Origin of the sequence: Vibrio sp. 10N.261.52.A1 (assembly GCF_002876325.1) — a bacterium.
Taxonomy (GTDB): Bacteria; Pseudomonadota; Gammaproteobacteria; order Enterobacterales; family Vibrionaceae; genus Vibrio; species Vibrio chagasii.
In genome coordinates this window covers 1-2,140 of record NZ_MCYD01001261.1, presented here as the reverse complement: position 1 = coordinate 2,140, position 2,140 = coordinate 1, and the positions used below count along the sequence as shown (strand labels likewise).

The 2,140-nt window shown below is 46.7% G+C and carries 2 protein-coding genes; both read right to left on the bottom strand.

Going from position 1 to position 2,140, the window contains the following annotated elements; translation table 11 throughout:
- Window positions 1-134 precede the first annotated feature (134 nt).
- Entirely contained in the window at window positions 135-1,601 is a 1,467-nt protein-coding gene (locus BCT81_RS26590) for an FAD-binding oxidoreductase (protein ID WP_102426408.1), read from the bottom strand.
- A gap of 48 nt (window positions 1,602-1,649) precedes the next feature.
- A complete protein-coding gene (locus BCT81_RS26585) occupies window positions 1,650-2,075 on the bottom strand; it encodes a nuclear transport factor 2 family protein (RefSeq protein ID WP_102426407.1) in 426 nt (141 codons plus the stop codon).
- Between the last annotated feature and the right edge of the window lie 65 nt (window positions 2,076-2,140).

The window sequence follows — 2,140 nt, the reverse complement described above, 5'->3', positions numbered from 1 at the left end:
TTTTTAATAAATTTCATAGTCTTAACCTTTCCTTTCATACAGACTTCCTGCCTGTACTTTGCTCACAAGGTGACCTGGTACAACTTTCCTGGTCGTAGTTCTATTTCCCTATTTTGGAAACAATGTTCGGGTAGTTACAGCCTTTCATCCTTTAACGAATACCACTGATAAAGGAACCGCTGCCCCATTCTTCGAAATGGCGCAAACATCTCTGATTCCACCACTTCCCTCACGTTGGGGAACGGAAGTTTTGATTCAAATATTGGTAGGTCGAGCGTGTGACCTTCGCCTGCAATCCACTGAGCAAGACGCTTACCCGCTTGAGCGGAATACATCACGCCATTACCGCCATAGCCAAGGGCGTAGAAGATGGATTGTTTTGGATTCGGTTGATAAATCCTCGGCATCATGTCGTGGCTGACGTCCACCCAACCCCACCATGAATAATCGATTTTGATCTGATCGAGAGACGGGAATTTCCGAGTAAGGTCCGCTCTCAACATGTCTTCATATTTCTTTTCAGGTGCGTTCTTGCCACTGATAGCACTGCGTGTACCTATCTGTACTCGGTTATCCGGTAACAAACGGTAGTAGTGACGCAGAATTCGAGTATCAGTAATCACTTGATTAGTTTTGAAATTACACGCGGCGATTTCTTCTTGAGTTAGCGGACGTGTGACCATTGAGTTAGACAGTACTGGCAACAGGCGGTTTTTAAGCTCTGAATGCAAGCCTTGACTGGTATACCCACCCGTACAAACACCGACAGAACGCGCTTTAACAACACCACCAGGCGTTTTCAGGTAATGCACACCGCCACGAGTCTCCCAGCCCATAACTGGACTCGATGGATGAACTTTAACGCCGAGTGCTCGTGCCTTTCTTAGATAACCAAACGCCAACTTCCCTGCATGAATGCCAATCCCTTCTGGCTCATGCATCGCGCCTGCTGCTTCTTGGTCTCCAACGTAATCACGCTTTACGGTTTCTGCATCTAAGATCTGCGCATCGTAGTCAAACGTGTCGCGCAACAACTTGGCTTCTTTCTCGAGTGTTGCCATCACTTTTGGACGGTGAGCAACATATAAATGACCGCCAGGTTGTGGGTCACAATCGATGTCTTTGATCAGTGACTTGAAGGTTTCCATGCCATCGACACATTCGCGGTGCATTTTTAGCGCCGTTTCGAGGCCCCAGCGTTCAATCCATTGTGAACGCTTCAAACGCCCTGAGGCACACTGCGCTTGACCACCGTTTCGAGTGCTGCATCCCCAGCTTGAACGGTTCGCTTCAATCACTGTCGCTTTAATGCCATACATCTCAGCAAGGTGTATCGCAGTGCTTAGGCCAGTAAAGCCTGAACCGATGATCGCCACATCGACATCCATGTCCGATGTGATTGGGCCATCATCTTCAGGTGGGGCACCTGCAGTATCTACCCAATACGTTGGGGCGTATTCTTTACCATGACCTGGCGTTTTATCCTTCAATGGATCGTACTTTGGATCGTATCTATCTTTTGCTTGTGTACTTTCTTGTGCTTTGGTGCTTTTCACCTTTGGCTGCACATCGGCAGCCGGTTGTTCCATTACTAAACTCATAATTCGACTCTCCTAGTTATAACACGTGAACGGGTTGCGATTTCGTGTCTAGCTTGTGGGAGTCAAAAGAGGTCGTGTTTTACGGAAGGCATTTTTTACGCTGATTTTTCCATCTTTCAGGGTAAACACGTCGACCATGCGAGCTTCGATAATGCTGCCATCTGGGTTCGTAGCAGAAAACGTTGATTCACTCACAGCACGATCACCGCACACAAAGTGGACAGGGTCACTCCAAGCGGCGTCTGGAAAATTCTGCCAAACCAATTCAAAGCTATTTCGAACCGCTTCGTACCCTTCGATAGTGTTTCCAACTAAGCCTTCACCAGCCACAGTATGGAACACACAATCTTCAGTCATGAACGACATTAACGCTTCGATATCATGGTTATTCCAAGCATCACTGAATGACTGTAAAAAGGCGGTGTCGACTTGATTTTCCAGCACGAACGTCGTTGCATTGGTTTGCATATTCATATTTCAGAATCCTTTATGTTTACGTTATTGGTTTAAATTTCAGTAGCTTTGCGCCACTTTTTTAT